General features: G+C 72.7%; 24 protein-coding genes. 12 read left to right on the top strand and 12 right to left on the bottom strand.

Going from position 1 to position 25,603, the window contains the following annotated elements:
• Positions 1–6 precede the first annotated feature (6 nt).
• From BUE41_RS21280 to BUE41_RS21265, 4 genes are read right to left on the bottom strand one after another with little or no spacing between them, the layout of a single operon-like run.
• Positions 7–1,611: an FAD-binding protein gene (locus tag BUE41_RS21280; RefSeq protein ID WP_073458916.1), complete on the bottom strand. Its 1,605-nt coding sequence runs from the start codon at positions 1,609–1,611 to the stop codon at positions 7–9.
• A gap of 56 nt (positions 1,612–1,667) precedes the next feature.
• Entirely contained in the window at positions 1,668–2,876 is a 1,209-nt protein-coding gene (locus tag BUE41_RS21275) for a CaiB/BaiF CoA transferase family protein (RefSeq protein WP_073458915.1), read from the bottom strand.
• Positions 2,877–2,922: 46 nt separating this feature from the next.
• A complete protein-coding gene (locus BUE41_RS21270; RefSeq protein WP_073458914.1) occupies positions 2,923–4,062 on the bottom strand; it encodes a thiolase family protein in 1,140 nt (379 codons plus the stop codon).
• Positions 4,062–4,430, bottom strand: coding sequence for a Zn-ribbon domain-containing OB-fold protein (locus BUE41_RS21265; RefSeq protein ID WP_159444944.1), 369 nt, complete (start codon positions 4,428–4,430; stop codon positions 4,062–4,064). The genes BUE41_RS21270 and BUE41_RS21265 overlap by 1 nt, the downstream gene beginning before the upstream one ends.
• Before the next feature lie 354 nt (positions 4,431–4,784).
• Here BUE41_RS21265 and BUE41_RS21260 point away from each other — a divergent pair, with 354 nt between their 5' ends.
• On the top strand, positions 4,785–6,278 hold the full coding sequence (locus BUE41_RS21260) for an aldehyde dehydrogenase (RefSeq protein ID WP_143172280.1): 1,494 nt from the start codon (positions 4,785–4,787) through the stop codon (positions 6,276–6,278).
• A gap of 73 nt (positions 6,279–6,351) precedes the next feature.
• On the opposite strand, the gene BUE41_RS21255 is transcribed toward BUE41_RS21260, so the two are convergent.
• Both BUE41_RS21255 and BUE41_RS21250 read right to left on the bottom strand, forming a co-directional pair.
• Positions 6,352–6,915, bottom strand: a complete 564-nt coding sequence (locus tag BUE41_RS21255) for a nuclear transport factor 2 family protein (protein ID WP_073458912.1) — start codon at positions 6,913–6,915, stop codon at positions 6,352–6,354.
• Between the two features lie 51 nt (positions 6,916–6,966).
• A complete protein-coding gene (locus BUE41_RS21250) occupies positions 6,967–8,295 on the bottom strand; it encodes an MFS transporter (protein WP_073458911.1) in 1,329 nt (442 codons plus the stop codon).
• Positions 8,296–8,447: 152 nt separating this feature from the next.
• Between BUE41_RS21250 and BUE41_RS21245 the strand changes: the two genes are divergently transcribed.
• The 6 genes from BUE41_RS21245 (at position 8,448) to BUE41_RS21220 (ending at position 16,267) form a co-directional block, all read left to right on the top strand.
• Positions 8,448–9,962, top strand: a complete 1,515-nt coding sequence (locus BUE41_RS21245; RefSeq protein WP_084755526.1) for a flavin-containing monooxygenase — start codon at positions 8,448–8,450, stop codon at positions 9,960–9,962.
• Complete coding sequence (locus BUE41_RS21240; RefSeq protein ID WP_073458910.1) at positions 9,959–10,714, top strand: SDR family oxidoreductase; 756 nt, start codon at positions 9,959–9,961, stop codon at positions 10,712–10,714. Before BUE41_RS21245 ends, BUE41_RS21240 begins: the two co-directional genes overlap by 4 nt.
• 27 nt (positions 10,715–10,741) lie before the next feature.
• Positions 10,742–11,623, top strand: coding sequence for an SDR family NAD(P)-dependent oxidoreductase (locus BUE41_RS21235; protein WP_073458909.1), 882 nt, complete (start codon positions 10,742–10,744; stop codon positions 11,621–11,623).
• A 16-nt stretch (positions 11,624–11,639) separates the two neighbouring features.
• Entirely contained in the window at positions 11,640–13,220 is a 1,581-nt protein-coding gene (locus tag BUE41_RS21230) for an ABC transporter substrate-binding protein (protein WP_073458908.1), read from the top strand.
• A 96-nt stretch (positions 13,221–13,316) separates the two neighbouring features.
• A complete protein-coding gene (locus tag BUE41_RS21225) occupies positions 13,317–15,287 on the top strand; it encodes a TRAP transporter permease (protein WP_073458907.1) in 1,971 nt (656 codons plus the stop codon).
• A complete protein-coding gene (locus BUE41_RS21220) occupies positions 15,284–16,267 on the top strand; it encodes a TAXI family TRAP transporter solute-binding subunit (protein ID WP_073458906.1) in 984 nt (327 codons plus the stop codon). The genes BUE41_RS21225 and BUE41_RS21220 overlap by 4 nt, the downstream gene beginning before the upstream one ends.
• A 108-nt stretch (positions 16,268–16,375) precedes the next feature.
• Here BUE41_RS21220 and BUE41_RS32110 read toward each other — a convergent pair whose 3' ends face one another.
• Genes BUE41_RS32110 through BUE41_RS32100 form a run of 3 tightly spaced genes read right to left on the bottom strand, consistent with a single transcriptional unit; the run spans position 16,376 to position 17,430 of the window.
• On the bottom strand, positions 16,376–16,876 hold the full coding sequence (locus tag BUE41_RS32110) for a transposase (RefSeq protein WP_234997459.1): 501 nt from the start codon (positions 16,874–16,876) through the stop codon (positions 16,376–16,378).
• Between the two features lie 44 nt (positions 16,877–16,920).
• Positions 16,921–17,196 (bottom strand): IS110 family transposase, encoded by a 276-nt coding sequence (locus BUE41_RS32105; protein ID WP_234997457.1) that lies wholly within the window; start codon positions 17,194–17,196, stop codon positions 16,921–16,923.
• Complete coding sequence (locus BUE41_RS32100; RefSeq protein ID WP_234997456.1) at positions 17,197–17,430, bottom strand: hypothetical protein; 234 nt, start codon at positions 17,428–17,430, stop codon at positions 17,197–17,199.
• Between the two features lie 585 nt (positions 17,431–18,015).
• Here BUE41_RS32100 and BUE41_RS30885 point away from each other — a divergent pair.
• Positions 18,016–18,183 carry a hypothetical protein gene (locus tag BUE41_RS30885; RefSeq protein WP_159444943.1) on the top strand — a complete coding sequence of 56 codons (168 nt, stop codon included), beginning with the start codon at positions 18,016–18,018 and terminating at the stop codon, positions 18,181–18,183.
• Between the two features lie 213 nt (positions 18,184–18,396).
• Positions 18,397–18,600, top strand: coding sequence for a DUF1918 domain-containing protein (locus tag BUE41_RS21210; protein ID WP_073458905.1), 204 nt, complete (start codon positions 18,397–18,399; stop codon positions 18,598–18,600).
• A gap of 3 nt (positions 18,601–18,603) precedes the next feature.
• Here the strand turns inward: BUE41_RS21210 and BUE41_RS21205 are convergent, their stop codons facing one another.
• Positions 18,604–19,746 carry a site-2 protease family protein gene (locus tag BUE41_RS21205; RefSeq protein WP_073458904.1) on the bottom strand — a complete coding sequence of 381 codons (1,143 nt, stop codon included), beginning with the start codon at positions 19,744–19,746 and terminating at the stop codon, positions 18,604–18,606.
• Positions 19,747–19,839: 93 nt separating this feature from the next.
• Positions 19,840–20,352, bottom strand: coding sequence for a GAF domain-containing protein (locus tag BUE41_RS21200; protein ID WP_073458903.1), 513 nt, complete (start codon positions 20,350–20,352; stop codon positions 19,840–19,842).
• Positions 20,353–20,582: 230 nt separating this feature from the next.
• On the opposite strand from BUE41_RS21200, the gene BUE41_RS21195 reads away from it, so the two are divergent.
• Positions 20,583–20,861, top strand: coding sequence for a DUF1876 domain-containing protein (locus BUE41_RS21195; protein WP_073458902.1), 279 nt, complete (start codon positions 20,583–20,585; stop codon positions 20,859–20,861).
• Positions 20,862–20,875: 14 nt separating this feature from the next.
• Here the strand turns inward: BUE41_RS21195 and BUE41_RS21190 are convergent, their stop codons facing one another.
• Entirely contained in the window at positions 20,876–21,538 is a 663-nt protein-coding gene (locus tag BUE41_RS21190) for a phosphoribosyltransferase (protein WP_073458901.1), read from the bottom strand.
• Between the two features lie 201 nt (positions 21,539–21,739).
• Between BUE41_RS21190 and BUE41_RS21185 the strand changes: the two genes are divergently transcribed.
• Both BUE41_RS21185 and BUE41_RS21180 read left to right on the top strand, forming a co-directional pair.
• Positions 21,740–24,361 carry a cation-translocating P-type ATPase gene (locus BUE41_RS21185; protein WP_234997454.1) on the top strand — a complete coding sequence of 874 codons (2,622 nt, stop codon included), beginning with the start codon at positions 21,740–21,742 and terminating at the stop codon, positions 24,359–24,361.
• Positions 24,361–25,602: an acyltransferase family protein gene (locus tag BUE41_RS21180; RefSeq protein WP_073458899.1), complete on the top strand. Its 1,242-nt coding sequence runs from the start codon at positions 24,361–24,363 to the stop codon at positions 25,600–25,602. Before BUE41_RS21185 ends, BUE41_RS21180 begins: the two co-directional genes overlap by 1 nt.
• Position 25,603 lies beyond the last annotated feature (1 nt).

Below are 25,603 nucleotides of genomic sequence, written 5' to 3'. Positions count from 1 at the left end.
CCACCGTCACAGGTCCGCGGCCGCCCGCCGGGCGGCGTCCTGCGCGGCGCGCCACCCGAAGGCCATCGCACTGCCGACGGCGGTCCCGGAGTTGTAGCCGCCGCCGAAGATCAGGTCGGCGGCGGTGTGCCCGCAGGCGTAGAGGCCGGTGATCGGCTCACCCGTCACGCTGACGACCCGCCCGTCGGCGTCGATGACCAGTCCACCCCGGTTGCCGGCCGTGCCCAGGTGCAGCTGGATGGCGTAGAACGGCGGCTCGGACACGTCGCCCAGCACCGGGTTCGGGGTGTGCGTGGGATCGCCCCAGTAGCGGTCGTAGGCGTCTGCGCCGCGCTCGTGCTCCGTGTCGATCCCGGTGGCCGCAGCGGCGTTGAAGATCTCGACCTGCTCCTTGAGCCCCGCCGCGTCGACGCCGATGCGCTCGGCGAGCTCCTCGAGGCTGTCCGCCTGCGTGATCCAGCTCGGGACCGATGCGTCGGCTGCGACCTTCGGCAGCCCGTACTTGCGCCGGTACTGGCTGTCGGCGATGAAGTACGCCGGGAAGTTCTCGTACTCGCGGGTGCGGGAGTTGTAGCGCATCCACGCGTCGGTGAAGCAGAAGTGCGACGACTCGTTCCCGAAGCGCCGCCCCTTCCGGTTCACGACCATCGAGTGCGGCCGGCTCAGCGGTTCGAGGAACATCAGATAGAGGTCCTCGCCGTCGTGGTTCTCGTCCGGCACGTGGATCGTCGGGTCCCACTGGGCCTGGTCCATCAGGGCGGTCGCCGCGCCGATACGCATGGCCATGACGTGGCCGTCCCCGGTGTTGACCGGCGGGGTGAACGCGTGCACGTCGGGCACCGGCAGGTAGCGGGTGTTCATCTCCCGGCTCCACTCGAACCCGCCCGTGTTGAGCAGGACGCCCCGGCGGGCCCGCACCGTCGTGGGCACCCCGTCGAGCTCGGCCACGATCCCGGCCACTCGACCGTCCTCGACGACGAGTTCACGCACGGGGGCACCGAGGTAGTAGGGAAGCCCGCGTTCCAGGTAGGTCCGCCAGAGCCCGCCGATCAGCGCCCGCCCGCCGAGCCACGCCTGCGAGATCGGCCGGCCCGCGAGCAGCCGCTGGATGTCCTTCACGATCGACAGGTGCGGCGACCAGCGCACCTTCTGCAGATCGGCGAACTCCGCCTCGGCCGCCGCCAGCTTTCCGGCGATCGAGCCCGGGTGCGGCAGGACCGTGCGGCCCTCCAGCTTGGCACCGGGCAGCGACGGGTAGTAGTCCGGCTGGCCCGGCCAGACGATGAACTTCATGCCCGTCTGCTGCTCGACGTACTCGAGCACCGGACCGATCGTCTCCACGTAGGCCCGCTGCACCGCGCGGTCCCCGCGGCCGTGGGAGGCGTGCTCGAGGTAGAGCATCGCCTCGTCGAGCGAGTCCGACATCTGCTTGCGCCGCATGACGTGGTTCATCGGCGCCCACAGGACCCCGCCGGAGTAGGCGGCCCCGCCGCCGACCCGATCGCTCTTCTCGAACAGCGCGACCGTCAGACCGGCGTCGGCCGCGGCCAGTCCAGCGACCAGGCTGCCCGCTCCTCCGCCGACCATGATCAGGTCGTACTCGTCAGACATCCGTTCTCCGTTTCCGTGCTCTTCAGCGGGATCTCCAGCGGTCGCTCCGGCGGGCGTCAGCGGACCGCTCCCGCGGCGCGCAGCTCGTCGATCTGCCGGGCGGACAGGTTCAGGACCTCGGACAGGACCTCGTCGGTGTGCTCACCCAGCCGCGGCGGATACGCGGCCGAGTCGACCTCGCGACCGACGATCTTGACCGGGTTCCCGATCACGTCGATCCGCTCGCCCGGTCCGCTCTGCAGCTGCAGGATCATCGACCGGCTGTCCCGGCGCGCGGCGTCCAGCGCCTCGGGGACGTCCGTCACGAGCGCCGCCGGGACACCCCGCGCGTTGCAGCGCTTGACCCACTCGTGCGCAGGCCGCTCGAGGAACGCCGCCTCCAGTGCCGGCCACAGGTCGGTCGCGTTGCGCAGGCGGTCGTCGGCCGTGCGGTAGCGCGCGTCGTCGATCAGCTCCTCCCGCTCGAGGACGGCGCAGAGCTCTCGCCACATCCGCTCGGTGTTCGCCGTGATGACGAGCCGCTCCCCGTCGCCGCCGAGGAACGAGCGGTAGGTCGGGATCGAGGCGTGGCCGCTGCCCTGCGGCCCCGGCGGCACGCCGGTGCGGAGCGTGTAGACGCCCAGGTAGGACAGCATCGAGATGAGGCCGTCGAACATCGACACGTCGACGACCCGCGATCCGGCGGGCTCGGCCCGGGAGGCCAGCTCAGCCAGCACGCCGATCGCGGTGTAGAGCCCGGCCACCAGATCACCGGCCGGGATGCCGAGCCGCACAGGCTGCCCGCCCGGCTCACCGGTCGTCATCATCACCCCGGACAGCGCCTGCACGATCATGTCGTAGGCGGGCAGGTCGGTGCGGTCACCGGCCCGGCCGAACCCGCTGATCGACGACCACACCAACCGCGGGTGGGCCGCGCAGATCGCCTCGGCGTCGATCCCGAGCCGCTGCGCGACGCCGGGGCCGAAGTTCTCGACCACGACGTCCGCCCGGCCGGCGAGCGCCACCGCCAGGTCCCGTCCCGCCGGGGACTTCAGGTCGACCACGATCGACCGCTTCGTGCGGTTGACGCTGAGGTAGTACAGGCTCTCGCCGCCGACGTAGTGCGGCGGGATCGCCCGGGAGCTGTCCCCGCCGGGCGGCTCGATCTTGATCACGTCCGCGCCGAGATCGGCCAGCAGCTGGGTGCAGAAGGGCCCGGCCAGGAAGGTGCTGAAGTCGACGACGGTGAGCCCGCGCAGCGGACCGTTCCCGCTCCTGGCCGGCATCAGCGGACCACCTCACGGGCCGGGACCGAGGTCGGAACGGGCTGCGTCACGACGTCCCCTCGAAGATGTGGATCGAGCAGGCCCCGTGGTCCATGCCGCTGATCCCGCCGCCCGTGACGTGCGTGAGCCCGTACCGGGCGTTCGGCACCTGCCTGTCCCCCGCCGTCCCGGTCAGCTGCCAGAACAGCTCGACGACCTGGGCCGCACCGCTCGCCCCGATCGGGTGCCCCTTCGCCAGCAGTCCACCGCTGGGGTTGACCACGACGTCCCCGCCGTAGGTGCTGCGTCCGTCCCGCAGGAACGCCGTGCTCTCGCCGCGCTCGCAGAGCCCGAGCACCTCGTAGTACACGAGCTCGGCGATCGTGAAGGCGTCGTGCAGCTCGACGACGTCGAGATCGCGCGGTCCGATGCCGGCCTGGGCGTAGGCCTCCGCCGCGGACGACGCGCTGATCTCCGGCCAGATCATGTTGCGGTACCCGGCCGCGAACCGGCCGGAGTGCAGCACCGACGCCAGCACCTTCAGCGCGGGCCGGCCCGGATCCGGGGCCGCAGTGACGACGAGCGCCGCCGCGCCGTCACCGGTGGGGCAGCACTGCAGCATCGTGAGCGGATCGGCGATCGGCCGGGACGCGAGGACCTCGTCGATCGTGACGGTCGTGCGGTACTGCGCGTACGGGTTCTTGGCGGAGTGCGTGCGCGCCTTCACGCTCACCGCGGCCAGGTCCTCGATGCTCGAATCGGGCCGCTCGTGCAGGTAGCGCTGGGCGCGCATGGCGTACAGGGCCGGCATGACCATGCCTCGACGCACCTCCCAGTCCTCGGTGACCAGCGGGATCGTGCCGCCGTTGAACTGGGTGAGCTTGTCGACGCCGAGGACGAGGGCCGTGCGGTGACGACCGCTGCGCACGGCGGCGACCGCCTCGTGGAGGGCGGACGCCCCGCCGGAGCAGGCGTTGTCGACGTTGAGCACCGGGATCCCGCCGAGGTCGATCTCCTTGGCGATCCGCTGCCCGGCGAGCATGCCGCCGAACGAGTTGCCGCAGTACACGGCGTCGATGTCGGACGGCTCGCGCCCGGCGCTCGCCAGCGCGGCGCGCGCCGCCGGGGCGGCCAGGCCCGCGTAGGACGACTCCCGATGTCTGCCCATCGGGATCATCCCGGCCCCGATCACGTACGCGTCCGGCATCAGTCCGCACCTCCCGCCTTCGTGAAGGCCCATCCCTCGTCGGTCCGGACCACCTGCACCTCGTCCCCGATCACGACCTCGTCCGCGGGACAGGCGAGCGTCGTCAGCACGCGGACGTCGGCCGGCAGGTCCACGAACGCCAGCACGTACGGCACGGGCCGGCACGAGGAGACGTGCACGGTCGAGAACGCGTGCAGCGTTCCGACGCTCCCGAGCGTCACGTCCTCGAGCCCGTCGTGCAGGCAGTGCTGGCAGACGTCACGAGGCGGGAAGGCGCGCCGGCCGCACGCCGGGCAGCGGCTGCCCCGCAGCGCCGGCCGTCCCGACCCGTCCTCGGAGATCACCTCGACCGGGCGGAGGTCCCTCACGGGTTCGGGTGGGGAGCTCGCGGACCACCGGACGTCGGGCATCTGTTCGGTACCTCCACACCTGGGGAGCCACGGGCTGGTCATGCGCTCCGGTCGACGCGCGTGGGCCCCTCCGGTCGCCCCGCGCGCCGCCCGGGCCGCGCGAACCGCGGAACCATCGACCGCGATTGTTCAGCATGACGGAACGGTTGTTTCGTCTCGAGTGACACGCTAGTGTCCGGTTCGCAGTTGTCAAGCAGTCCGTTCGCCGACCCCGGGGTCCCCGCAGGCCCCGGCGGCGCTCCTGCGAACCGGACCAGGCCGAGCACTCTTCGCCTCCGGCCGGCTCGCGAGCTTCGACCCAAGAGGAGTCCGGTGACAGACACGATCACGGAGCTCGGCACGGGCGCCGGCGTCGCCCACCTGCAGGAGTTCTTCATCGACGGGAGCTGGACGGCACCCGCCACCGACCGCGTCATCGAGGTGATCCAGCCGGCGACCGAAGACGTGTTCGCCACGGTGGCCGAAGCAGCTCCCGCCGACATGGACCGGGCGATCGCCGCGGCCAGGCACGCCTTCGACGAAGGCCCGTGGAGCAGGCTGGATCCCGCCGAGCGCGGCAGGTACGTCCGCGCGATCGGCACCGAGCTCGCGGCGCGGGCGGACGCCCTCAGCCGGATCTGGACCTGCGAGATGGGGATCGTCCACTCCGCGGCGAGCGCGATGCTGCCCGGGGTGGCCGCAGCGTGGCACGACTACGCCGCCCTGGCCGACGAGTTCGCGTTCGTCGAGCGCCGCAAGCCGGTCGCCGGTCAGGTCGGTCTGCTGGCCAGGGAACCGGTGGGCGTCGTCGGCGCGATCATCCCGTGGAACAGCCCGCTCGCGATCATCACGCACAAGGTCGCCCCGGCGCTCGTCGCGGGATGCACGGTCGTGCTCAAGCTCGCGCCGGAGGCCCCGATCGAGGGGCTGGTGCTGGGCGAGGTCGCCGAGGCGGTCGGCCTGCCGCCCGGGGTGCTCAACATCGTCACGGCGGACCGCGAGGTCTCCGAGCAGCTCGTCCGCGACCCGCGCATCGACAAGATCGCGTTCACCGGCTCCACCGCGACCGGGCGGCGGATCGCGGCGCTGTGCGCGGACCGCATCGCGCGCTGCACCCTCGAGCTGGGCGGCAAGTCGGCGGCGGTGATCCTGGACGACTACGACATCGCCACCGCGGCCGCCTCGCTGTCGGCGTCGGCGCGACGCCTCACCGGCCAGGTGTGCTCGTCGCTCACCCGGGTCGTCGTCGGCCGCGAGCGCCACGACGAGCTCGTGGAGGCACTGGCCGAGAGCTTCCGGGCGATCCGGGTCGGCGACCCGTTCGACGAGGCCACCGACATGGGCCCGCTCGCCGCGGAGCGCCAGCGCGACCGCGTGGAGCGCTACATCGCACTGGGCCTTCGCGACAACGCCACCCTCGCCGCGGGCGGCCGCCGTCCGCCGCAGCTGCCCAAGGGGTACTACATCGAGCCGACGGTGTTCGGCGACGTCGACCCCGCGTGCCCGATCGCCCAGGAGGAGATCTTCGGGCCGGTGCTGAGCGTGATCCCGGCGAGCGACGAGGCCGAGGGGGTGCGGATCGCGAACGACACCATCTACGGGCTCAACGCGTCCGTGTTCACCAACGATCCCGAACGGGCGTACCGGATCGCCCGCCGCCTGCGCTCGGGCACCGTGGGGCACAACGCGCAGCGCGCCGACTACGGCATCGCCTTCGGCGGGTTCAAGCAGTCCGGCATCGGCCGGGAAGGCGGTCGGGAAGGCCTGCTCACCTACCTCGAGACCAAGGCGATCATCCTCGAAGGTGAGCCCGGCGCGGGGATCTGACCAAGCCCAGTGGCCACGGAGCGCGCCGGCCAGGACGCGGGGCGTCCCAGCCGGCGCGTCGTCGTGCCTCCCGTCAGCCGCCATCACCGGCGGCACGGCCGGCGAAGTCGGGCCGGAAGCCGTTGTGCCGCCTGCCCAGCACCTCGAACGCCGGGTCATCCCCCGAGCGCGCGCCGTCGGGCAGCCCGGCCACCAGCGTCCAGTCGTGCTCCACCGGCAGGCTGATGCCCCAGTCGCGGACGATGCGGCGGTGCTTGATCAGCCACCGGCCGTCCGTGCGGACGAGCCGATCGATGAAGCGCCCGCCCATCTGGTTGCAGATCTCCCGCCCGTCGTCGTCGACGGTCACCATCACCGCGATGTAGTAGGTCTCGGCACCGGCCGTGTCGCCGTCCACGCGGATGGTGGACTGGCCGAGGTGGTGGGAGATGCTGCGGCTGTTCTGCAGCAGCCGAGCGGTCATCACCTCGGCGTACTCCCGGCCCGGCGCTCGCACGACCCCGTGGTCGTCCCAACTGTCCTCCACGTACAGCTGCGCCATGGCCAGCTCGTCGGCCCGGTCGCAGGCGAAGCAGTAGTCCTGCAGCGTCTGGCGGATCCGGTGATGATCGAGCATCTCCTGCACATCGGCGTCCATGCCGTCCTCCTCATGTCAGGTCTGCTGGGCGGTGCGCGACTCTGGAGCCGCTCACACCGCACCGCCGTCCGAACCCGTGACCACCCGATCGGCGGGCAGACCGTCGGCGGCCAGCGAGCGCTCGATGTCGGAGGTCCGCGCCAGCACCGTTCCGCAGAAGCCGAGCAGGGCCCCGAGCCCGACCAACCACGGGACGAGATCAGCGTTGCCCGCCGCGGTGAGCGACTGCGCGACGAGCGGGAAGGTGCCCCCGAAGAGCACGACGGACACCGCGGTCGGGATACCTGCCCCGACCCCGCGCACGACGGCCGGGAACAGGCTGACGCCGATGACCGCGACCGGAGCGGTGATGATGCCGAGCCCGGTCAGGTAGACGAGCAGCCCGGCCACGACCGGCAGCGCCCCGGAGGTGACGGCCACGATCACGGGCACGGTGACCACGGCGAGCAGGGCGTTCCCGATCCGGGCGACCCGCAGGCCGCCGAACCGGTCGGCCACGGGCCCGGTGAGCGTGATGACGGCGATCAGGTACAGCGTCAGCAGCGGCAACTGCCCGGAGATGCTCGCCTTGTCGGCGATCCCCGCCTGGTCGAAGAAGACCGGCAGGTAGGCGGTGACGAAGTAGAGCCCCATCGAGGTCGGGGCGATCGTCAGGAAGACGGCGAGCAGCTGGCGCTTGTGGCGGCGCAGGATCGGCAGCTGCGGCGGCCGCTGCGTCGCGACCCTCTCGGTGAAGACCTCGCTCTCCGGGGCGAGCCTGCGGATCATGAGCGCGACGAGGCCGAGCACGGCGCAGGCGACGAAGCCCAGCCGCCAGCCGCCCTCCGCGACACCGTCGGGCCCGTAGACCACCAGCAGTGCGGCCACGCAGGCGAGCGTGAGCAGCTGGCCGACGGACACGGCGGCCATCGAGACCGCACCGAACAGGAACCGGTGGCGCGGCGGCGCCATCTCCAGCAGGTAGGTGCCCGCGGCGGACTGCTCCCCGCTGATCGTGAGGCCCTGGGCGAGCCGGGCGAGGACCACGACGATCGGCGCGGCGATCCCGATCGTCGCGTAGTCGGGCGTCACCGCGATCACCAGCGCAGCCAGCGACGTCACGGCGATCGACAGGAGCAGGGCGAACCGCCGCCCCCTGCGGTCGACGACCCGGCCCATCACCGCGGCGCCGAGCGGCCGGAAGACGAAGCCGACGGCGAAGACCGCGTATGCGTAGATCAGGCCGGCGACGGGATCCTCACCGGGGAAGAGCGCCCCGGCGAAGTACGGGGCCAGGCTGGCGAACAGCAGCCAGTCGAACAGCTCCACGACGTTGCCGACGCTCGCCGCGGCGAGTTCTCGATGCCGGGCCGGGCCCCGGATCGAGCGGAGGTCCCCCATCGCACTCCTCGTCGGATGTTCCTTGAAATGGAACAGATGTTCCTTCGATCACACTAGCCGCCACCGTTTCCGGTTGCTAGTCTCAATTCTGAACATACGTTCCGTCTCACGGAACATTGTCGTGGCAGTGCGGCCCGACGAGTGGAGGGTGGATGCAGGCGGCGACCGAAACCTCCGGCGCGACGCGCCCCCGACGCACGACCGAGCACCCCCGGCTGCGGGTGGCCGTGGTCGGGGCCGGGGCCGGGGGCATCTGCATGGCCGTCGCCCTGCGCCGCCTGGGCATCGAGGACTTCACCGTCTTCGAGAAGAGCGACGGGATCGGCGGCACCTGGTACGACAACACGTTCCCCGGTGCCGAGGTCGACACGCCGGTCCCGTTCTACTCCTTCAGCTTCCACCCCTTCGACTTCACCCGCACCCACGTCCGCCAGCCGGAGCTGCTGGCGTACCTGCGCAACGTCGTCGACCGCTTCCAGCTGTGGCCGCACATCCGGCTCGGGACGGCCGTCACCCGCGCGGTCTGGGACGAGCGGACCCACACCTACGAGGTCCACGCCTCCGACGGGTCCTGCGAGCGGTTCAACGTCGTCGTCACGGCCGTCGGGCTGCTGAACAACCCGAAGTACCCGGACTGGCCGGGGCTCGACCGGTTCCGCGGCGCGGCCTTCCACTCCGCCCGCTGGGACCACGACGTCGACCTGCGCGGCAAGCGGGTGGCGGTCGTCGGCACCGGCTCGACAGCCGCGCAGATCGTGCCGGCCATCGCACCGGACGTCGCGAAGCTCTACGTCTTCCAGCGCCAGCCCGGCTGGGTCCTGCCGAAGCCGGACCGCGAGTTCACCGCGGCGGAGCGCGCCAGGCTCAGCCGTCCGCTCTACCGCCGGTGGGTGCGCCTGCGGCAGGCGATGGTCTACCAGGGCGGGCGCTCGTTCATCGAGGGCACGAAGGCGAACGTGCAGGCCCAGCGGATCTGCGAGGAGTTCATCAGGACGACGTTCCGGGACCGGCCGGACCTGGCGAAGCTGGTGACTCCCGACTACCCGTTCGGCGGAAAGCGCCCGGTGAAGGAGAGCAAGTTCTACCCCACGCTCCTGCGGGACAACGTCGAGCTCGTCCCGCACGCCGTCACCACGGTCACCGAACACGGGGTGGTCGACGCGACGGGCGCCTACCACGAGATCGACGTCCTGGTCATGGCGACCGGGTTCACGGCGGCGTCGTTCCTGGCGACGCTCGACGTCGTCGGCCGCGAGGGCCGCAGCATCCACGACGTCTGGCAGGGCGACGCTCAAGCGTTCCTCGGCCTCACGGTGGCCGGGTTCCCGAACTTCTACATGCTCTACGGGCCGAACACGAACGGCGCCCCGATCATGTTCATGCACGAGCGCCAGACCGAGTTCGTGGTCGCCAACCTGAAGCGGATGCTGCGGCGGGGCGTCACGGCGATCGAGGTCCGCAAACCGGTGATGGACCTGTTCAACCTGCTCGTCCAGAAGCGGCTCGAGCGCAACGTCGTCGCCAGGTACCCGGAGGTGAACAACTACGGCCGCTCGCCCTCGGGGCGGAACGTCATCGGCTGGGGCGAGGGCATGAAGGTGTACGCCCTGCTCACGAAGACGACCCCGTTGATCTCGGCGTCGGCGCGGCGGATCGGGGAGCGATGATCGAGCAAGAGTTCGCGGGGAAGGTCGCGCTGGTCACGGGCGGCTCGCGGGGCATCGGCTTCGCCGTCGCCGAGCACCTCGCCCGCCGCGGCGCCCACCTCGTGATCACGGCGCGGAAGGAGGACGAGCTCGCCGCGGCCGCCGAACGGCTGGCGCAACACACGAAGGTGGTGGCCGTCCGGGGATCCGCCGAGGACGAAGCCCACCAGGCGGAGGCGGTCGAGCGCGCCGTCGCGGAGCTCGGCCGGCTGGACCTGCTGGTCAACAACGCCGGGTTCAGCCCGGCGTTCCAGCCGCTGGTGGACACCCCGATGCGGACGATCCGCACGGTCTTCGAGGTGAACACGTTCGCCGTCGTGGGCTGGACGGCCCGCGCCTGGCACGCCTGGATGGCCGAGCACGGCGGCGTGATCCTCAACGTCGCCTCGATGGGCGGGCTGCATCCCTCCCGGGGTCTCGGCGCCTACACAGCGAGCAAGGCCGCGGTCGTCCACCTCACCCGCCAGTTCGCCCAGGAGCTGGCTCCGGGGGTGCGGGTCAACGCGATCGCACCCGCGGTGATCCGGACCAGCTTCACCGCGCCGCTGCTCGACGGGCACGAGGCGCAGGTCGCCGCGAAGTACCCGCTCGGGCGGGTCGGCACGGCGGAGGACACCGCCGAGCTCGCGGCCTTCCTGCTCAGCCCGCGCTCCGGATGGATCACCGGCCAGACGGTCGCCCTCGACGGCGGCGCGCTCATCGCCGCCCGCTGACGTCCCGTCCCACTCACGGAGGTACGCGTGCCCACACAGCAGGAGGTGTTCGGCGGCGGGACCGCCGTGGTGACCGGCGCAGGCTCGGGCATCGGGGAAGGCCTCGCCCGCTACCTGGCCGGCCGGCTCGACATGCACGTCGTGCTGACCGACGTCGACGAGGTGGGGGTGCACCGGGTCACCGACGAGATCGTCCGGTCCGGCGGTCGCGCGCAGTGCCACGTCGTCGACGTACGGGACGCGGATGCGATGACCGACCTCGCCGAACGCGTCCACGACGCGCACGGCCCGGTGCGGCTGCTGATCAACAACGCCGGCGTCGAGCAGTTCGGCTACCTCTGGGACGTCCCGCTCGACCGCTGGCGCAGGGTGCTCGACATCAACATCAGCGGGGTGTTCCACGGCATCCGGGCGTTCCTGCCGCGGATGATCGCCGCGGCCGAGCGCAGCCATGTCCTGACGATGGCGTCCGTCGGGTCCGTGACCGCGGTGCCGATGCAGGCGCCCTACATCCTGAGCAAGCACGCGGTGCTCGCCATGACCGAGTGCCTCCACCAGGAGCTGGCCGAGATCGGCGCGAACGTCGCCGTCGCCGCCGTGCTCCCCGCGATGGTCGCCTCCAACATCTTCGAGCGGGCGGGCGGGGTGGACAGCGGGGACCTCGCCGCGGTCGAGCGGCACCGCGAGCGGATGCGCGAGGCGATGAGCCACGCCATCAGCCCGGCTGAGGCCGCCGAGCAGATCATGGAGCAGGCGGCCCGCGGGGAGTTCTTCATCGTCACCCAGCCGGAGATCGTCCTGTCCGCGATGGCCGAGCGCGCGAACCGGCTGCTCGGCCGCACTCCGCCCCCGCCGTTCCGCAGCCGCTTCCAGCAGCACGACACCCCGTCCGGCAGCCCGGTCGGCTGATCGGAGAGAGGCTCCCATGAACGTCCGCACCCTGCTCGCCGCAGCGGGCCGATGCGTCGCGCTCGTGACGGCTGCGGCGCTCGCCGTCGCGTGCTCCTCCCCCGGTCCGGCGGCCACCGATGCCGGCGCACCCGAGCTCGACCGCGAGGCGACGCTGCGCATCGGCCTGGCGGGACCTCCGCTCACCCTCGATCCCGCCGTGCTGCCCACCCAGGGCGCGCTGCCACCGACGTTCCTGCTCTACGACCGGCTCACCCGGCTCGAGGACGACCTGCAGGTCAAGCCGATGCTCGCGACGGCGTGGCGGTTCGCGCCGGACGGGTCGAGCCTGGAGTTCACCCTGCGGGAGGGGGTGCGGTTCCACGACGGCACACCCGTGGACGCGACGGCGGTGAAGACGACGCTCGAGCGCAACAAGACTCTGCCGGGCAGCACGGTGGCACCGCTGCTCGATGCCGTCACCTCCATCGACGTCGTCGACCCTGCCACGGTCCGGCTGAACCTGGTACCGGGCCGCGGCGCGGAGCTGCCGACCGTCCTCGCCTACGCCGGCGGGGAGATCATCAGCCCGAAGGCGATCGCCGACGGCCGGGACCTCGCGCTCGCGCCCGGCGACGCCGGTTCCGGCCCTTATGTGGTCTCCGAGTTCCGTCCCGGTGAAGCCATCACGCTCACCCGAGCACCCGGCGGGTACTGGGACGACGACGCCGCCAAACCGGCGACCGTCCAGATCGTCTACAGCGCGCAGGGCTCGACCCGGCTCAACGCCCTGCGCGCCGGGCAGCTCGACCTCGTCCAGCTCACCGGTCCGGACATCAAGACCGGGGAGAAGCTCGCCGAGTCCGGCGCGTTCTCGATCTTCAAGACCGAGGTGCTCACCCCGTACTCGATGTTCGTGCACGGATCCGCGCCGCCGTTCACCGATCCGCGCGTGCGGCAGGCCGTCTCGATCGCGATCGACCGCGAGGCGATCTCCCGCGACCTGCTGGGCGGGGACTGCACCCCGCGGGTCCAGCCGTACGCGCCCGGCCACTGGGCGCACGCCGACGGGCTGGAGGACCGCCTGGCCTTCGACCCGGACCGAGCGAAGCAGCTGCTCGCCGAGGCGGGGGTGACCGATCTGCGGTTCCGGCTCGCGTTCACCGCGGGATCGACCTTCGAATCGATCGCCCAGGCCATCCAGGCCCAGCTCGCCGCGGTCGGTGTGACCGTGGAGCTCACCCCGCTCCCATCCGCGGCGGCGATGGCGGGCTACCGCCAGGGCGAGCACCCAGCCTACCTCGGTTCGATGCCGACCGATGCCGAACCCGCGCAGCTGCTGCAGAGCACCTACTTCGGCGGCTTCAGCGCGGCCGAGGGGATCCGCGACCAGGTGGTGCCGATCGCCGCACGGGCCGCCGACCCGACCCTCTCCCCCGAGCAGCGCGGCGAGCTCTACCGGCAGATCTGGACCGCGTCGGCCGAACAGGCGTCGGTGATCCTGCTCTGCGCGAGCAAGCAGCTCTGGGCGTACTCGCCGAAAGTCACCGGCGTCGACTCCATGCCGTGGCGCTGGGCCGGCTCGATCGACGCGCGGTACCTCGGCGTCATGCGCTGAACCACGGCACTCGCTGACCAGGAAGGAGCGGTCGATGACCGCGCCACGGACCGGGATCGTCACCGACGCCGCCGGTGTCGGCCTCGTCAAGCAGAGATGATCGCCGGATCGCGCCTCGGTGGTGGCCCGGTCGAGCCACCCGCAGACGACGCAGGAACCCCGGGGTCACTCGGTCGCCGGTTCCTCACGGTCGCCTGCGCGGCGATCGCGCTCGCGTGGTTCGCCGTCCAGGTCGGGCTGAGCCTGGACCCGACGGCGGTACCCGCCGTGGAACAGCGCGCCCTGCACCTCGGTTTCGCGCTCCTGCTGGCCGGGTTCGTGCTGGCCGGCCGATCGCGGAGCCGGATCGCCGCAGCGGCGTGGATCGTGGCCGGGTCGGCGGGCGCGGCGGTGGAGGCGTACGCGCTGCGGGAGATGGCGTTCCAGGTCGTCTACGGCGGCCTGTACGAGTCGCCGGACCTGCTGGTCGCCGTGGCCGGGATCGTCATCCTGTTGATCGTCACCGGGCGCCTCATCGGCTGGGTGCTGCCGGTGCTGGGTGTGGTGCTCCTCGTCCTGCCGATGGTCGGCGATCGGCTGCCGTCGATCCTGCGGATGGCCAGCAGCGACCCCTCACGCCTGCTCAACCAGGTCTGGTTCGGTAACGACGGCGTCCACGGTGTGCCGTTGGACGCCTCGAACCGCTACATCTTCGTCTTCATCGTCTTCGGCACGTTCCTCACGGTGTTCGGGGCCGGGGACTTCCTGATGCGGGTCGTCCGGCGCGCCCTGGCGCGGGCGCGCGGCGGAGCCGGGAAGATGTCCGTCGCCGCCAGCGCGCTGTTCGGGCTCACCTCCGACAGCAGCGCGGCGAACGTCACGACGACCGGCGTCGTCACGATCCCGGTGATGAAGCGGTCCGGGTTCTCCGCCGACCGAGCCGCGGGCATCGAAGCCGCCGGCAGCGTCGGTGGTCTGCTCGTTCCGCCGGTCATGGGGTCCGTCGCGTTCATCATGGCCGGGCTCACGGCGATCCCGTACCACGAGATCGCACTGGCGGCGGCGGTGCCCGCTGTTCTGTACTACGCGACGCTCTACCTCGCCGTGGACCGCGTGGCCGCGCGCGACGGCATCCGCGGCGTCCCGGCCTCCGAGCCCCCCGTGGGGTTCCGGCAGAACCTGCTCGACGCGATCGAATACGTCGGCCCGCTCGCGATCCTGGTTCATCTGCTGGTCGTCGCACGCTGGGAACCGTCGCAGGCGGCCGGCTGGGCGCTGGTGCTGCTCGTCGCGATCCACCTCGTCCGGCACCGTTCCGTCGAGGCGGTGAAGGACTGTCTCCGGGCGGCGGTCCTGGGGCCGCACCGCGCCGTCGTCGTCGCGATCATCACAGCCGCCGTCGGCACCCTCGTCGGCCCGATCCTGATCTCCGGGCTCGGACTGAACCTCGTCACCGGCCTGGTGTCCGTCGGTAGCGGCAGTCTCGCCCTCCTGCTCGCCCTCACCGTCGCCGCGTCCGTGGTGCTCGGGTCCGGGCTGCCCGCTTCGGCGACCTACGTCCTGCTGGCCGTTCTGCTCGCCCCGTCGCTGGTCGAGCTCGGTGTTCCGCTGCTCGCCGCGCACATGTTCCTGATGTACCTCGGGAACGTGGCCGACCTGTCGCCACCGACGATGGCCACCGTCTACGTCGCATCCGGGATCGCCGAAGCCCGCCCGATGCGGACGTCCGGCTACGCGATGCTCTTCGGCATCGGAGGACTCGTCGTCCCGCTGTTGTTCGTGTTCCGGCCCGAACTGCTGCTCGTCGGCGGGGAGCCGCTCGGTCTCCTCGCCTCCCTCGCGGTGGCGGCAGTCGTGCTGTACCTGATCGTCTCCGGGACGATCGGCTATGCGCGTGGGCCGCGCGGCCCCGCCACCAGGTGCCTCCTGGTCACCCTCGGCCTGGCCGGTGTCAGCACCCACCCGTGGGTCTTCGTGCCCGCGCTCGTGCTCGGATCGGCCGTCGCACTGCTCCGGCCGGGTCCCACTCCCCCACGGGCCTTCTCCAAGAACACGTCGGAGCCGGTCGAAGGGAACACAACGCCATGAAACTGCCTGCGCGACTGATCGCGGCGCTCCTCACAGCGCTAGTCGTCGCCGTCACCACCGCCTGCGGCGGCCCGGACCAGAGCAGCGACCAATGCCGGGCCCCCGGTACCGTCAAGATCGGCTCGGGTGCCACCGGCGGGCTCTACTTCGCCCTCGCCGGGCGACTCACCGAGCTCCTGCACGATGCCTGCATCTCCGCAACCACGATCACCGGGAGTGCAGCGGGGTTCTTCCGCGACGGCGCGGACGTCGTCATCACGCAGACCGACCAGGCCTACGCCGCCGTCTCCGGCACGGGAGGCCAGGGGTTCCAGCCCGGTGAGCGGTTCGACTACGCCACGCTGGCGGTCGGCTGGGACAACGCGGGCATGATCGTGACCAGGCAGAACACCCCGATCGGCAAGGTCGGAGACCTCACCCCGGAGGACGTGATCGGTGTGTCGACCCAGGCAGCAGCCGACGCCGGCGCCGAGATCTTCCGGATGCACGGGGTCAACCCCCGCATGACGGTGATCGAGGACTACGAGCAGACGATCACAGCTCTGCGCCAGGGGCAGATCACCGCCATCCTGCGCCCGGTCGCGCACCCGCTGGCCGACTTCGTCCGCACCCACCGCGACACCCCGCTCAGAGCCGTCGCCTTCGACGCCGACGTCCTGCGCGCCGAGCTGGCGCAGGCGTTCCCCGACTACTCGCTCACGACCGTCCGCGCCGGCACATACGAATTCCTGACCACCGATTACCCGACCTGGTCACGCAAGACGGTCGTCGTCGCCCGCAAGGACCTGAACCCCGACGTGGCTGCGGAGATCGTGCGGACGCTGTACGAGCGGGCCGGTGAGCTCGCCGCCGCGGTCCCGTACGCGAAGGACTTCACACTCGACACGGTGGAAGCAGCGCTCCCGAGCGTCCGCGTCCCGTTCCACGCCGGTGCCGTCCGCTACTTCGCGGAGCACGGCGTCGATGTGCCGGCCGCCTGACCCGGTCGACAACGTCAGGCATCTGCTGCGTGCCGGCCACACCGAGGTCGCCGGTTCGTCCGCGGGGCAGCGACCCGGGCGACGTCGACCACGAACCAAGCTTCTATGTCAAGCCGCTCGTGTGAGTTGATGTTGATGGTCGGCGTGGAGGGCGTGGTAGACGACGTCGGCCAGGTGGCGTTTGAGGGCGCGTAGTGCGGCTTTGCTGGTGGCGTTGGGGTGGCGGTGGGTCCATTGCTCGCGCCAGGCCTTGGTGGCGGGGCGGAGGCTGAGTTGGGTGAGGGCGATGCGGTGTAGGCAGGCGTTGAGTTGCCGGTTGCCGCCGCGGTTGAGCCGGTACTGGGGCCGGTTGCTGCTCCAGACCGGGATCGGGGCGGTGCCGGTGTGCATGGCGAATGCTGCTGCGGAGCGGAATCGGGTGATGCCGGCGACCTCGCCGAGGATCTTGGCTGCGGACACCACGTTGATTCCGACGATGGCCAGCAGGGCGGGGGCGAGCGGGGTGATCAGCGCGGTGAGCTGGGTGTCGAGCCGGCGGATCTGCTGACCGCGCTGGCGGATGTCGGCGACCAGGTCGAGGGCGAGGTCGCGGCGCACGCCGGCCGGCAACGCGTTGAGCGTGGTGGCCAGCCGATCCAGCTGGCGTGGACCGGTCAGCCGGCCGGGGGTGTCCAGGTGGGGGGCGAGATCGTGCAGGTGCCAGCGCAGCTGGTTGATCGCCGCTGGTTGACTGTCGCGGTGCGTGTTGCGACCAGGTGACCACGACGGTCGGACAGCAGCCGCACGTCGACGGCGAGGTCGTCGAGGTGGGCGGTGGCACGATCCGGTTCGCGCACCGCCGCGCGGGCGATCGCGAGCGCGTCGATGGGGTCGGACTTGCCGCGGGTGCGGGCGCTGGCCCGGCACTGGGCCATCAATGTGGGCGGCACCTACACCACTGCCGCGCCCTGACCGATCAGGGTACGCACCAGTCGGCCGGCGATCCCGCGGCCGTCTTCGACCGCCCACCGCCGATCCGGGCCGAAGCGGGACGCCCAGGCCCACAACCGCAGCAGCCCCTGCGGATCGGAGCAGACGGTGAGCTGGCCCAGCTGACGTCCGGCCTCGTCGACGGCGACGGCGGTACGACTGCGCTTGCGCGGATCGATTCCGATGACCACCATGACAAGCGGGTGTCCTTCCGATCGGGGACAGGCATCCGGATCGGGTCGTCGGACACACCTCGGTCGAGGTCGGCGTCTTGCCCACGCTTCTCTCAAGTCAGGCCAGCCGGCCCGAGCCCTGATCACGCCGGACAATTCGTTCGCAAGCCAACCATCGAGGCGGCAGGCACTTTCTGAGTCACCACGTGATCAGGGCCGAACCCTAGCCGCTGACGATCAACGGCTGCAGCAAACCTGACACTGAGGCACTTTCGTACGGGATGGTGCTTACGAAAGTGCCGTTCGTAGGCTCTCAGCCCCGTAGCGCTACCGCTGGGTGCGCAGCAGGGATCGGTGTTAGCGTCGTTGTCGTGTCGCCGCCACCTGCCGTTCTCGACCCCGTGGCGCCGCGCAGCCCGGTCGCCGATTCTGACCACTTTCACCACGCCGCCGAGGGCGTCCGGCTCCCGGCCGCTACCGGCAGGGAAGGCGGCGTACCGACCTCGCACATTTCCCGCGAATGCGCCGTCTTTGGGCTCGTCGAGGAAATGCGCGGTCCCGCCGGGACCGGAGGAGGACCGAAGTAGAGCCCTCGCGCAGCTGAAGATGCTGCCGCTGGCCGAGGGCGTGATCATCCCGTTCGTCGCGAACCGCCTCGAGGGCGAGGGGGACGGCCGCCGCTTCGTCCCGACTGGTGAGATCGAGGACGGCGCCACCGCCATGCTCGACGCGCTCGCCAAGACGGTGCCCGTGCTGAAGCGGCTGCGCAGCTGACACCCGCCGGCGAGCGGCCGTCACCTCGGCGGTTCGGAGCTGCCGCCCCACGATCGGCGGCGGAGGAACCGAGCGCCATGAGCAGCGCACCTGACACCGCTCGAACGGGCGCCCACAATAGGCGTAGGGCCGGCGCCGTCCCCGGCGCTCCTTGCCGCCCGGACGGCACCGGTCGACACGTGCGACGTCCCGTGCGAGAGGAGGAGCATCGACATGCGGCAGGCTGCAGTGGGTGATCGCATCCGCGTCGAGGGGCCGGTCGTCGACGCCGCCCGGCGCGAAGGTGATGTCGTCGAGGTGATCAGCACCGGGGAGCGTCCGCTCTACCGGGTCCGCTGGCAGGACGGGCACGAGTCGCTGTTCTTCCCCGGCCCCGACGCGCACGTGGTGCCGAAGCCGGCGGAGGCGTCGGTCTGACCCTCACCGCTTCGCGCGGTCATCGGTGAGCAGCCCGCGCCGCTCCACCGTGCGCGCGAGGTCGTCGGGACCGACCACGCCGATCACGGCCCCGTCCTCGACGACGACCGCGAGGTCCCGGCCGTGGGTGAGCGGCCGGTCCAGCAGCGGGTCGAGCGGGGAGTCGGCGGTGAGCACCCACTCCCCCGGCACGGCGCGGGTCACCGTCCGCAGCGGCGTGGTGGGCCGATCGGCGGCCGGCACGCGAGCCAGGTCGCCCTGGCTCACCACGCCGACGAGCTCGCCCGTCGCCCCGACCACCGGGAATACCCGGTGGCGCGGCGCGTCGGGCGCGGTGAGCGCGCTGACCAGCTGCTGGACCGACAGCCACGCCGGCACCGTGACCGGGCGGCGCGTCATGATCTCGCCGACCTGCACGCCGGCCACGCGGCTGCCCATGAGGGCGCGGGCCGACTCGCCGGCGGCGGCGCTGGCGACGAACCACCCGACCAGCACCAGCCACAGCCCGTCCCAGCGGCCGTCGAGCGCCTGGAACAGCCCGATGCCGGCCAGGATCAGCCCGAGCACCTGACCCGCGCTGCCGGCGGCGCGGCTCGCCCGGTCGCGGTCACCCCACAGGCCCCACAGGAGGGCGTGGACGACGCGGCCGCCGTCGAGCGGGGTGCCCGGCAGCAGGTTGAACACCGCGAGGACGACGTTCATCACGGCCAGCCAGGCCAGGACGGCGGTGAGCAGGTCCGGGCCGCCCGCCGCCTCCGCGACCACCGCACCGGCGGCGAAGGCGGCGCCGAGGACGGCGCTGGTGAGCGGCCCGGCGAACGCGATCCCGGCCTCCGCGGCGGGCCGTTTCGGCTGTCCGCCGAGCTCGGACACCCCGCCGAGCAGCCACAGCGTGATCGCCCGGACCTCGGTCCCGGTCCGGCGGGCCACGAGCGCGTGGGCCAGCTCGTGCGCGAGCAGCGACAGCAGGAACGCGGCGGCTCCGGCGCACCCCCACAGCAGGTAGGCACCGAATCCGAGGCCCGGCGCGACGCCGGGCAGGTTCACCGCAACGACGGACCCGATCAGCAGGACCGCCACGAACACCGACCAGTGCAGCCCGATCGGGATCCCGCCGATCCTGCCCAACCGCACCGTGGCCCGCATGTCGTCCTCCCTGTTCTCCTCCCCCGACGCTCCTCCCGCAGCGGCGGTCCGGCCAGGGTCGAACGGCCCGCGGGGCGCGGCCCCGGAAGGTGATCAGGACCAGGGGCGGTCGACCCAGCGCGGCAACCCGCCGGCGCGCAGCAGCTGCACGACGGGGGCCGCGTGGGCCACGAACTCCGCCAGCAGCGCCTCGTCGTCGTCGGTGTGGTCGCGGCCGGCGGCGAACTCGACCAGCGAGGCCACACCGACCGTCTCCCCGTCGACCCGCAGCGCCATCCCGAGCACGGCGCTCACCGGGTAGCGGTCCAGGAAGCGCCGCTGCGCCGCGGAGGCGGCGGCCCGGCCGTCACCGTCGGTGGCGAGCCGGAACCGGGCGGCGGCGCGGCCGTCGAGGATCGGGCGCCACAGCCCGCTCTCGGCCCGGTGCGCGGTCACCTCCATGATCTCGGTCATCGCCGTCTTCATCCGCGGGTCCGGGTGGTGCGCAGCCACCGGGAACAGCCACTCGCCGTCCGACGACAGGGCGCGCAGCGTCGCGGCGTTGGCGGACGCGATCGCGAGCGTCTCGGTCATCGACCGCAGCAGGTCCCGCAGGGCGACGTCCACCTGGGTCCCGAGGTGGGTGCGCAACCACGCGTGCGCGGGAGACGCTGCTACCGGGGACCGTCTCGGAGCCATCCCCATGACTCGCCGCCTGCGGGCCCGGCGTTTCGGGGAGCGCGGGGCTTCTCGACCGCTTTCCTCCGTTCGGACGGCGGCCGCGGTACCAACGGCCCTCGCCGGATCGCTCGGGACGGTCCACCGTGGGCCGGGCAACCCCACGGAGGAGGAGCGCCATGGAGACCCAGCGCTGGACGGTGACGATCGACATCGACGAGCAGGCGGGACGCACCCACGCCACGGCGCGGCTGCAGACCCGGGACACGGACCGGTTGGTGGGCGTCGGGGAGGCCCGGCTCAACCCGGCCGACCGGGACGTCCCGGAGATCGGCGCCGAGCTGGCGGCCGGGCGCGCCCTGTCCGCGCTGGCCCACCAGCTCAACGACGTGGCCTGGCGGGACGTCGAGGACGCCGTACGGAAACTGCGCGCGGAGAGCGGCCCCACCGCAGGTTGACGGGCATCCGGAGCTCAGCGCCCGACGCCGCCGGCGTACCGCTCCGCCGCCCGTTGCAGCAGGTCCGCGACCTCCTCGTCGGCGGTGGCGGTGAAGTCGACGTAGAACTGTCCGACCGCTCCGAAGTGCCGCGGCGCCGCGAGGCAGACGACCTCGTCGGCCTCGGCGCGCAGCGCGGCGAGCGCAGCGGGGGCGGCGACCGGGGTGGCGAGCACGAGCCGCGCCGGCTGCTGGGCGCGCACGATCCGGCAGGCGGCCCGGGCCGTGGCGCCCGTGGCGATCCCGTCGTCGACCAGCAGCACCGTCCGGCCCGTGAGGTCCGGGGCCGGGCGGTCGCCGCGGAACGCGCGCGCCCGGCGTTCCACCTGCTCCTGCGCGACGCGCACCCCGAGCTCGAACACGGCCTCGTCGATGCCGGCGGCGCTCAGCACGTCCTCGTTGCGCACGACCACGCCGTGCTCGCCGACGGCTCCCATCGCGAGCTCGGGTGCCCGCGGCACACCCACCTTGCGCACGAGCACGACGTCGAGCGGCGCGTCCAGCGCCCGGGCCACCTCGTACGCCACGGCGACACCGCCGCGGGGCAGGCCCAGCACGACGAGGTCCTCGCCGGCGAAGCCGCCCAGCACGTCAGCCAGCCGCCGCCCGGCGTCGGCACGGTCGATGAACAGCTCCATCGCACCTCCTCGAACCGGCACGCCCTTCGGCACCGATGCTCGCACCTCTGGCGCCGGCCGGCAGGGCACAGCGCCCCCGGCGCACCCGGATCGAGGGTCCCGGCCGGGGCCGGAGGGCTCACCGGGGGGGTGACGTCCGGCCCCGCCACCGCACGGCGTTCACCCGTGGCCCGGACCGCGCCGGCGGGCGACCGTGCTGTCGTGAGCGAGCGACATGCTGGACGGAGCGCGGTCGTCAAGGAGGTACCGCCGGTGACCGCCGCCGGCGGGCTCTCGAGCACCGAGGCCGCCCGCCGGCTCGCCGCCGACGGCCCCAACGAGCTGCCGGCTCGCCGCCCACCCTCGCCGGTGCTGCTGGCGCTGCGGCAGCTCACGCACTTCTTCGCGATCATGCTGTGGGTCGCCGCCGGGCTGGCGTGGCTGGGCGGCCTGCCCCAGCTGGCGATCGCGATCGCCGTCGTCGTGGTGATCAACGGGGCGTTCGCGTTCGTGCAGGAGTACCGGGCCGACCGTGCCGGGCAACGGCTGCAGTCGCTGCTCCCCCAGCACGTCACCGTGCTGCGGGACGGGCGCCGCGTCGACGTGCCGGCCCGCGACCTCGTCCGCGGCGACGTCGTGCTGCTGGCGGCGGGCGACCGGATCTGCGCGGACCTCGCTGTCGAGCAGATCGACGGGCTGACCGTCGACGAATCGATGCTGACCGGGGAGAGCGTGCCGTTCCATCCGCCTGCCGGGTCGACGGTGTACGCCGGGACGTTCGTCGTGCAGGGCAGCGCCCGCGCGGTCGTGCTGGCCACGGGATCGGCGACCCGGCTGGCGCACATCGCCGCCCTCACCCGGGAACGCACCCGGCGGCCGGGCCCGCTCGCGGTGCGGCTCGCCCAGGTCGTGCGGGTGGTGGCGACGCTCGCGGTCGGCGTCGGCGCAGTGTTCTTCGCGGTGGCGCTGCTCTTGGGCATGGACGCGACCGCGGGCTTCCTCCTCGCCGTCGGGGTCACGGTCGCGCTGGTACCCGAGGGGCTGCTGCCCACCGTGACGCTGTCGCTGGCCCGTGCCGCGCACACCATGGCCGGCCAGAACGCGCTCGTGCGCCGGCTGGAGTCCGTGGAGACGCTCGGCTCGACCACGGTGATCTGCACGGACAAGACCGGAACGATCACCGCGGGCGAGATGAGCGTCGCGCGCGTGTGGACTCCCGCCGGGCAGGCGACGGTGGACGGCACCGGCTACCGCCCGGACGGCGCAGTGCACCCCGCCGGTCCCGATCCGGCCGCGACCCGGGCGGCGGTGACCGAACTGGCCCGCTCCGCGGCGCGGTGCGGCACCGGCCGCGCCGTCGACCACGACGGCACGTGGACCCCCGTCGGCGATCCGATGGAGGTCGCCCTGCACGTGCTCGCGCTGCGCTGCGGTGTCGACGTCGAGCGCGACGAGGCCGACCGGCCCGAATCGCGCCGCATCGCGTTCGATCCCGAGCGGCGCCGCACGTGCGTCGTCGTGGGCCCGCCCGGCGAGGAGACAGTAGTGGTCACCGGCGCGCCCGAGGCCGTGCTGCGGCTGTGCGCGGCGCCCGGCGCGAACGCGGCGGCGGACGAACTCGCGGCGGCGGGCCTGCGAGTGCTCGCCGTGGCGGCGGGCCCGCTCCCGCCCGGTGCCGCGCCCGACGCCCCGGCCGAGCAGGTGGAGGGCGCCCTCGCGCTGCTCGGGCTGGTCGGCCTGGAGGACCCGCCGCGCGCGGGCGTGGCCGAGGCGGTGGCGGCCTGCCGCGAGGCCCAGGTCAACCTGATGATGATCACCGGCGACCACCCGGCCACCGCGCACGCGATCGCCCGCGAGGTGGGGCTCGCCACGCCCGCGGGTCGGGTCCTGGTGGCCGCCGACCTACCGGAGGACGAGCACCGGCTGGGCGCGCTCATCGACGTCGACGGCACCGTGATCGCCCGCGCGACGCCGGAGGACAAGTTGCGCATCGCCCGCGCCCTGCGGACCCGCGGCCACGTGGTCGCGATGACCGGCGACGGCGTGAACGACGGTCCCGCGCTCCGGGAGGCGGACATCGGCATCGCGATGGGCCGCACCGGCACCGACGTCGCCCGTGAGGCCGCCGACCTGGTCCTGCTCGACGACCACTTCGCCACGATCGTCACCGCGATCCGCCACGGGCGGGCCACGTTCGCCAACATCCGGCGGTTCCTGACCTACCACCTCACCGACAACGTCGCCGAAACGGCGCCGTTCCTGCTGTGGGCCCTGTCCGGCGGCGGGGTGCCGCTCGCGCTGGGCGTGCTGCAGGTGCTGGCGATCGACATCGGCACCGACCTGCTGCCCGCACTCGCGCTCGGCGCCGAGCCGCCGTCGGCCACCGTCCTGAAGGGACCGGCGCGGACGGGTGGGCTCGTCGACCGGCGGGTGCTCACGCGGGCCTTCGGGATCCTCGGGCCGACGGAGGCGCTTGTTCAGCTCGGGGCCTTCCTCACGGTCCTGCTGGCCGGCGGCTGGACCTGGGGTGTCACCCCCTCCCCCGCGCTGCTCGCCGCCGCGTCCGGCACCGCGTTCACGACCGTCGTGCTCGGGCAGCTGGCCAACGCCGCGGCCTGCCGCAGCGAGCGACGGAGGGTCGGCCGCTGGACGCTGCACGGCAACCCGCTGCTGGCGGCCGCGCTCGCCGTGGAGCTGGTCGTGCTCGGCGTCTTCCTCTTCGTCCCACAGGTGGCGGGCGTGCTCGGCCATGCCGCGCCGACCCCGCTCGGGTGGGCGCTGGCCGCGCTCGTCGTGCCCGCCGTCCTCGTCGTCGACACGCTCGTCAAGCGCCGGAGCGGATGATGAGACCGCGCACGTACCCGCACCTGGACACCGTGCGCACGGCCCTGGTCGCCTGGGTGATCGCCGGCCACGCCCTGCTCGGCTACTCCGCGGTGGGCGGCTGGGCGTACGACGAGGTGCACGAGGTGACGTTCGCACCGCCCACCGAACTCATGCTCGCCGCGCTGCTCGGACCGTCCGGGCTGTTCGTGATCGGCACGCTGTTCTTCGTCTCGGGGATGCTGGCCGAGTCGTCGCTGCAGCGGCACGGCCCGCGCGGGTACGTGTCGGCGCGGGCGGTGCGGCTGGGCCTGCCGTGGCTGGTGTCGGCGCTGCTCGTCTGGCCGGCGGCGGTCTGGCTCGCCTACACCGCGGACGGCCGCGGCGTGACGTTCTGGTGGGTGCTGACGCACCGCGACCCACTGCTGGACTCGGGCTCGTTGTGGTTCGCGCTCGTGCTGCTGATGTACTGCGCGGCGTTCGCGGCCTGGTACGCGGTGCGCCCGGTGCCGCGCCGGGAGGGCTCGCCGCTCACCGGCCGGCGGGTGGCCCGGGTGGTCGTGCTGATCGCGGCCGCGTCGTTCGCGGTGCGGCTGGTGTTCCCGGCCCGCAGCGGCCAGCTCGCCGATCTGCACCTGTGGCAGTGGCCGCAGTGCGCGGGGATGTTCCTGTTCGGGATCGCAGCCGCCCGCCGCGGCTGGGCGGGGCACGTCCCGGACGGGATCCGGCGCGGGTGCGGGCTGGCCGCCGGGGTCACGCTCGTGGTGCTGCCGGGGCTGGCGCTGGCCACCGGGTTGCGGGACACCGCCCGCGACATGGGCCCGTACCTGGGTGGTTGGCACTGGCAGTCGGCCTGCACCACGGTGGTCGAGGCGCTCCTCGTCGTCGCTGGGTCGCTGTGGCTCGTGGGGATCGCCGAGCGGCGCGAGCGGGCTCCGCGCTGGAGCCGGGGCGCGTACGTCGCGTTCGTGGTCCAGGGCCCGGTGCTGCTGGCGTTCGCGGTGGCGCTGCGGCCGCTGCCGGCGCCCGCGGAGCTGAAGGCGCCGGTCCTGGCCGTCGGGGCGGTGGTGGTCTGCTTCGCCTTGGGCGTGCTCGTCACCGGTTCGGGCCGGACGGCCCGCGCCGCCCGGGACGTCCGTCCCCACCTCGACGCGGGAAGCCGGACGTCCGGCCGGTCCGGCCCGAGTCCGTCGACCCTGCCCGCAGCAGCCCCGTTCCCGAACGATCAGAGCGAGAACGCCGAACCGGATCGAGAGGGATGAC

It is taken from the genome of Pseudonocardia thermophila (assembly GCF_900142365.1).
In the GTDB taxonomy this organism is placed as follows: Bacteria; Actinomycetota; Actinomycetes; order Mycobacteriales; family Pseudonocardiaceae; genus Pseudonocardia; species Pseudonocardia thermophila.
Note: the sequence above shows the minus strand (reverse complement) of the source record. Positions and strands in the feature narration are given on the sequence as shown.